The sequence below is a fragment of the Streptomyces sp. MB09-01 genome, from assembly GCF_033794505.1.
In the GTDB taxonomy this organism is placed as follows: Bacteria; Actinomycetota; Actinomycetes; order Streptomycetales; family Streptomycetaceae; genus Streptomyces.
This window is the reverse complement of record NZ_JARAYQ010000356.1, coordinates 1-6,537: the sequence shown is the minus strand read 5'-3', so window position 1 is coordinate 6,537 and position 6,537 is coordinate 1. Positions and strand designations below refer to the sequence as shown.

The window sequence follows — 6,537 nt, the reverse complement described above, 5'->3', positions numbered from 1 at the left end:
CCCCCGTCAGGGCCCGGCGTCAGCTGAAGATGATCATCGAGCCCTGCCCCAGACTGCGGGTCGCCGCCGCGTGCAACCCGAGCCACACGTGCCGCTCGCGCGCGAAGGGACTGTCGTCGTACGGGATCGGCCCCGCCGGTTCCTCCAGCGAGGTCGGCCGCCCCGGCGGAGCCGGCGCGGCGGGCGGGTTCCCCGGGTCTATCCCGATCGCGGGAGCCACGAACGCCAGCTCCCGCAGCAAGCCCTGCGCGGACCCCAGCGGACCGCCCCCGGCCAGCAGCTCCTCGTTCGCCAGCGGAGCCGCGAAGTCCACCGGCACGTACGCCCCCGCGTGGTCGTAGTGCCACACCAGATGCGACTGCTGCGCCGTGGGCTCGAACATCTCCAGCAGTTGCTCGTAGTCCCCGCCCAGCTCGTCCACCGGGGTCACCGGCAGCCCGCAGAGCTGGAGCAGGTACGCCCGCCTGAGGAAATGCAGGGCGTCGTAGTCGAAGCCGGCCACCGGGGCGACGTCCCCGCTCAGGCCCGGCATGTAGGCGAACACGGGCACGGACGGCAGTCCGGCCTCGCCCAGCGCCTTGTCGTACGAGGCGATCTCTTCCGCGAAGGGGTTGTCGGGGCTGTGGCACAGCACGTCGACAAGGGGGACCAGCCACAGGTCACAGGCCACACGGCCTCCGATCAGTCGTTGCCGCCGATCCGGCCAGCGTAATGCGCCGAACACCCTCCGCGAAGGGGTGCGCAGAACCTGTGGGCACGTGGGGGCGCCTCCGGGCACTCAGATCCGGGCGGCCCAGTCCAGCGCGTGCTGGTTGTAGCCCTGCACGATGCGGCGCACGGCGTCGGCGTCCGCCAGCGTCACCGCGTCCACCAGCGCGCCGTGCCCGTCCCACAGCGCCTCCCGCAGCTGCGGCTCGCGCTGCAGGTGGGGGACGGCGAACACCCAGCACTGCACGCGGATGCGGTGCAGGAACTCGGAGATGTAGGTGTTGGCGACCAGCTCGCTGAGCTCCCGCCAGAAGCGCAGGTCGTAGCCGATCAGCACTTCGAGCGAACCGCTCTGTGCGGCCCGCCGCGCCTCTTCGCCCCGGCGGCGTACCGACACCAGCATCTCGCCGGAGCCGGGCGCGGTGCCGCGCTCGGCGAGCCGGCGGAAGATGCCGTCCACGACCAGCGAGCGGGCCTCGATCATTCCCCTGAAGTCGTCCACGGTGAAGATCCGGACCCGGAAGCCCCGGTGCTGGACCAGTTCGAGCAGCCCCTGGGCCGAGAGGTCCACGAGCGCCTCGCGCACCGGGGTCGCGGAGACCTCGTACTGCTCGGCTATCTGCTTGACGGTGAACTCGGTCCCCGGAGGCAGGCGTCCCGCGAGCACCTCGTCACGCAGCGCGTCCGCGATCTGCTGGCGAAGGGTGTTGCGGGTGACAGCTCCGCTGCCTGGCATAGGGGTCCGTCTCCTGTCGTAGGACTCCGGACACCATAGGCCAGACAGCGCGGCCGAAACCGAACGGTTGGTGGTCGGTATGCGGATTTACAACCCGTTATACGGCGTGGCGGTCGGCGACCGTCAGCGCCTCGTCCAGCAGGGCCAGCCCTTCCTTGGCCTCCGCCTCCGTGATGGTGCACGGGGGGACGACGTGGGTGCGGTTCATGTTGACGAACGGCCACAGGCCGGACGCCTTGCAGGCCGCCGCGAATTCGGCCATCGGCGCGTTGTCCGCACCGGCCGCGTTGTACGGGACGAGCGGCTCGCGGGTCTCCTTGTCCCGTACGAGTTCCAGGGCCCAGAAGGTGCCCAGGCCGCGGACCTCGCCGACCGAGGGGTGCCGCTCGGCGATCTCGGCGAGCGCCGGTCCGATCACGCTCTCGCCGAGGTGGGCGGCGTGCTCGACGATGCCCTCCTCCTCCATGACGTTGATCGTCGCGACGGCCGCGGCGCAGGCCAGAGGGTGGCCGGAGTACGTCAGTCCGCCCGGGTAGGGGCGTGTGGCGAAGGTCTCGGCGACGGAGGCCGAGATGGCCACGCCGCCGAGCGGCACGTACCCGCTGTTCACGCCCTTGGCGAAGGTGATCAGGTCGGGGGTGACGTCCCAGTGCTCGGCCGCGAACCACTTGCCGGTGCGGCCGAAGCCCGCCATCACCTCGTCCAGGATGAAGACGATGCCGTGGCGGTCGCAGAGCTCGCGCACGCCCGCGAGGTAGCCGGGCGGCGGGGTCATGATCCCCGCGGTGCCGGGCACGCTCTCCAGGATGATCGCCGCGATGGTCTGCGGCCCCTCGAAGGCGATGGTGTCGGCGAGGTGGGCGAGGGCGCGGGCGCACTCCTCGGCCTCGTTCGTCGCGTGGAAGGCGGAGCGGTAGAGGTACGGGCCCCAGAAGTGCACGACGCCGGCGGCGGCCGTGTCGGAGGGCCAGCGGCGCGGGTCGCCGGTCAGGTTGATCGCGGCGGCGGTGGCTCCGTGGTACGAGCGGTAGGTGGACAGCACCTTCTGCCGGCCCGTGTGCAGACGGGCCATGCGGACGGCGTTCTCCACGGCCTCGGCGCCGCCGTTGGTGAAGAAGATCTTGTCCAGGTCGCCGGGGGTCCGCTCGGCGATGAGGCGTGCGGCCTCGGAGCGGACGTCGACGGCGAAGCCGGGGGCCAGGGTGCAGAGCCGGCCGGCCTGTTCCTGGATCGCGGCGACGACCTTGGGGTGCTGGTGGCCGATGTTCGTGTTGACCAGCTGGGAGGAGAAGTCGAGGAAGCGCTTGCCGTCGTAGTCCCAGAAGTACGACCCCTCGGCCCCGGCGACGGCGAGCGGGTCGATCAGGGCCTGGGCGGACCAGGAATGGAAGACATGCTTCCGGTCTGCGTCCTTCACAGCGGCAAGGGTGGGGGAGGTGACATGAGGGGTCATGGCGTCACGCTAGAAGTGCGCAGGTGGGGAGGGATATCGGCGGACTGTATGCGCGTGGGGGGCCCGTCTCGGCAGTCTGTCGGCCCGTCCGCTCGCGCGGGCACCGCGATCCAATCATTGACAGCACACTGTCGACATGACAGTCTCTTGTCATAAGGGCTCGCCGGACGAGCCCGCCGGAGCAGCCGGATTCGACGCTGGAGGCGACCACCATGAGCGAGACCCCGCGCAAGCCCGTCCACCTCGCGGTCTACGACACGTACGCGGACTGGGAGACCGGACACACCACCGCGCACCTCACCCAGCGCGGCCACGTCGTCCACACGGTCGGCCCCGCCGCCGACCAGCCGGTCACCACCATGGGCGGCGTCCGCATCCTGCCCGACCAGGCCCTGGCCGACCTGCGGCCGGAGGACTCCTCCCTGCTGATCCTCACGGGCGCCTCGCTGTGGGACACGAGCGAGGAGCTGGCGCCGTTCGCGGCGAAGGCGAAGGAGTTCCTGGCGGCCGGGGTGCCGGTCGCGGCCATCTGCGGGGCCACCGCGGGCCTCGCCCGCGCGGGCCTGCTCGACGGTCGGGCCCACACCAGCGGAGCCTCCTTCTACCTGGCCTCGCAGCCGGGCTACGGGGGCGCCGAGCACTACGTCGAGGCCGACGCGGTGACCGACGGCGACCTGATCACGGCGGGGCCGACGGAACCCGTGGCCTTCGCCCGCGAGGTCTTCGCCCGCCTCGACGTCTACAAGCCGGACGTCCTGGACGCCTGGTACCGGCTCTTCCACGACTCGGACGCGAGCGCCTTCCCGGTCCTGATGGCGGCGGCGGAGGCCGGCGATGCCTGAGGTGCGGCAGCCCGGCTCCACCCGGGCCCGCCAGGACCTGCTGAGCCGCACGGCGCTAGGGGTGTTCCGGCTGAACGGCCAGTTCCTCTCCGTCTCGGAGGAACTGGCCCGGCCGGCCGGGCTGACGGCCGCCTGGTGGCAGGTACTGGGAGCGGTGCTGCGGGAGCCGCAGTCCGTCGCGGGCATCGCCCGGACCATGGGGATCACCCGGCAGAGCGTGCAGCGCATCGCGGACCTGCTGGTCGCCAAGGGCCTGGCCGAATACGCCCCGAACCCCGCCCACCGCCGGGCGAAGCTGCTCCGCCCGACGCAGGAGGGGCACGCGGCGGTGGCCCGCATCGGCCCGGGCCACGCCTCGCTGGCCACCCGCCTCGCGGAAGAACTGGGCGACACCGCCTTCGCGGAAACGGTCCACGTCCTGGAACGCCTGACCCGGGCCCTGGACACGCTGTCCGCGCCCCGGGACCCCGCCGCGCAATCCGGCCCTGACGACGTGTGAGGCGCGGGGGCCGGACTGGAGCCCTGATCGTTGAGCCCCGCCGGCTGAGGCGCGGGGCCGGGCGCGGGGCAGAGCCCGGGGCGGGCGCGGGAGGAGCCCGGGCGGGCGCGGGACGGGCCCCGGGCGGCGGGAGCAACCGCCCGGCACGCCCCACCGTCCTTCCCTGCGGAGCCGTTCGGCCAGTGCTCGGCACGGGAGGGACCCCGGCATGGAACACCTGCATCCGCACGATCCCCACCACATCGGCCCCTACCGCCTGCTCTCCCGCCTGGGCGCCGGCGGCATGGGACAGGTCTACCTCGCCCGCTCCGACCGCGGCCGCACCGTCGCCGTGAAGCTGGTCCACCACGACCTCGCCACCCGCGAGGAGTTCCGCATCCGCTTCCGCCACGAGGTCGCCGCCGCCAGGCGGGTCGGTGGCGAATGGACCGCCCCGGTCCTTGACGCCGACACCGAGGCCGCCACCCCCTGGGTGGCCACCGGCTACGTCGCCGGGCCGAGCCTGCGCGAGGTCGTGGCCCGCGACTTCGGCCCGCTGCCCGGCCGTTCCGTACGGATCCTGGCCGCGGGCCTCGCGTACGCCCTCCAGGACATCCACCGCGCGGGCATCGTCCACCGCGACCTGAAACCCTCGAACGTCCTGATCACCCTCGACGGCCCGCGCGTCATCGACTTCGGCATCGCCCGCGCCCCGGCGGAGCCCGGCGAAGCGGCCGGCGGCGGCCTGACCCGCGTCGGCGAACTCATCGGCTCCCCCGGCTTCATGGCGCCCGAGCAGATCCGCGGCGAGCCCGTGACCGCCGCCTGCGACATCTTCTGCCTCGGCGTGGTCCTGGTGTACGCGGCCACCGGCCGCCTGCCCTTCGGCGACGCGGAGCAGCCCGGCGGCCTGGCGGGACTCCTGCTCCGCAGCACGCAGGCGCAGCCGGACCTGGCCGGAGTACCGACCGAGCTGCACGACCTCGTACGGGACTGCCTGCACCGGGATCCCGCCGCGCGGCCGGGGCCGGCCGAGGTGCTGGCGCGGGTCGGCGCGGGTGACACCGTGGCCGACGGCAGGGCCCTGGAGCCCTGGCTTCCGGCCCCCCTGGTGGCCCGGCTCGGGCGGCACGCCGTACAGCTGCTGGACCGCGAGGACGCCGGCCCAGACCGGCCGCCCGCCGCTGCCCCTGCGTCGATGCCGGTGCCGGTGCCGTCCGCGTACTCCTCGTACGCGCCGGTGGAGGCGGGGCAAGCGCCCCGCCCCTGGACGGCGTCGACCGCCCTGCTCCTGACGGTGGCCACGATCGTCGCCGTCCTGTCCGCCGGCACGGTGTACGCGGTGATGAGCGGGGAAGAGGATCCCCGACCGCCCGTCGGCGGTCCCCGCACCCCGGGCGCGCCGTCGCCCGCGTCCCCCTCCGGCTCGGCTTCCGCTTCCGGCTCCGGTTCCGCTTCCGTTTCGGGCTCCGGCTCCTCGGCCGCCGGACTGCCCGAGGCGTACCTCGGGACCTGGTACGCCACACACGGCAGCCAGACCTGGCGGCTCACCCTCACCCGCGGCGCGATCGGCGACCGGGTGATGTCCCTCGCCGTCGAGGCCCCCGGCTTCGCCTGCGCCTGGACCGCGCCCCTGCGCCACGCCCCCGACCCCGTGGACCTCGACGCCTCCACCGTCACCTCCGGCACCCCGCCGACCTGCACCCCTGGCGGCTGGAGCCGGCTCCGGCTGCTGCCCGACGGGACCCTGCAGCGGGAGCTGGCGGGCAGCGACAACCCGCCGCTCGGTTACCGCAGGCAGTGACGGGTCAGCGGATTGTGTCGAGGTCAATAAGCCTGCAAGCAAAGCTTGTTACGTATAACGGGGCTGTCGGACACTGCGGCACATGGAGCCGTTGACGGTAGTGGCACAACTGTGGGAGCGGATCGAGGCACGCGACTGGGACGGGGTGGCCGGGCTCATCGCCGAGGACGCGGTCATCGAATGGCCCGTGAGCGGTGAACGCATCGTGGGGCGCGCCAACTTCATAGCCGTGAACAGCGACGACGGCTACGCGGACGAGAGGTCGGTGGAACTGCTGCGGATCCTGCCCGACGGCGACCTCGTCGTCACCGAGGTGGAGATACCTCAGGACCACGTCGTCTACCGGGCCGTCTCCCTGTGGACCGTGCGGGACGGCGAGATCGTGGAGGCGAGGGAGTACTGGACCAGCCCCGGCCAGGACCCCGCGCCGCGCTGGCGGGCGGGCTACGTCGAACCCCTGGTCGCAGACTGAGCGACCTTTTCACCGGTGACCGGTGGAGGGGGTGGGGGTGGGCG

At 72.9% G+C, this 6,537-nt stretch carries 7 protein-coding genes; 4 read left to right on the top strand and 3 right to left on the bottom strand.

Annotated features, from left to right (window positions below):
• Positions 1–19: 19 nt before the first annotated feature.
• From PV721_RS39620 to PV721_RS39610, 3 genes are all read right to left on the bottom strand, one after another.
• Complete coding sequence (locus PV721_RS39620; protein ID WP_319733147.1) at positions 20–670, bottom strand: hypothetical protein; 651 nt, start codon at positions 668–670, stop codon at positions 20–22.
• Between the two features lie 108 nt (positions 671–778).
• Complete coding sequence (locus PV721_RS39615) at positions 779–1,444, bottom strand: GntR family transcriptional regulator (RefSeq protein WP_319733145.1); 666 nt, start codon at positions 1,442–1,444, stop codon at positions 779–781.
• A 97-nt stretch (positions 1,445–1,541) separates the two neighbouring features.
• Positions 1,542–2,897, bottom strand: a complete 1,356-nt coding sequence (locus tag PV721_RS39610; protein WP_319733143.1) for an aspartate aminotransferase family protein — start codon at positions 2,895–2,897, stop codon at positions 1,542–1,544.
• A gap of 212 nt (positions 2,898–3,109) precedes the next feature.
• Here PV721_RS39610 and PV721_RS39605 point away from each other — a divergent pair, with 212 nt between their 5' ends.
• The 4 genes from PV721_RS39605 to PV721_RS39590 all read left to right on the top strand — a co-directional run bounded on the left by PV721_RS39605 (position 3,110) and on the right by PV721_RS39590 (position 6,493).
• Entirely contained in the window at positions 3,110–3,739 is a 630-nt protein-coding gene (locus tag PV721_RS39605; RefSeq protein ID WP_319733141.1) for a DJ-1/PfpI family protein, read from the top strand.
• Positions 3,732–4,238, top strand: coding sequence for a MarR family winged helix-turn-helix transcriptional regulator (locus tag PV721_RS39600; RefSeq protein ID WP_319733139.1), 507 nt, complete (start codon positions 3,732–3,734; stop codon positions 4,236–4,238). The genes PV721_RS39605 and PV721_RS39600 overlap by 8 nt, the downstream gene beginning before the upstream one ends.
• 208 nt (positions 4,239–4,446) lie before the next feature.
• Complete coding sequence (locus PV721_RS39595; protein WP_319733136.1) at positions 4,447–6,021, top strand: serine/threonine-protein kinase; 1,575 nt, start codon at positions 4,447–4,449, stop codon at positions 6,019–6,021.
• Between the two features lie 82 nt (positions 6,022–6,103).
• Positions 6,104–6,493 (top strand): nuclear transport factor 2 family protein, encoded by a 390-nt coding sequence (locus PV721_RS39590; protein WP_319733134.1) that lies wholly within the window; start codon positions 6,104–6,106, stop codon positions 6,491–6,493.
• Positions 6,494–6,537 lie beyond the last annotated feature (44 nt).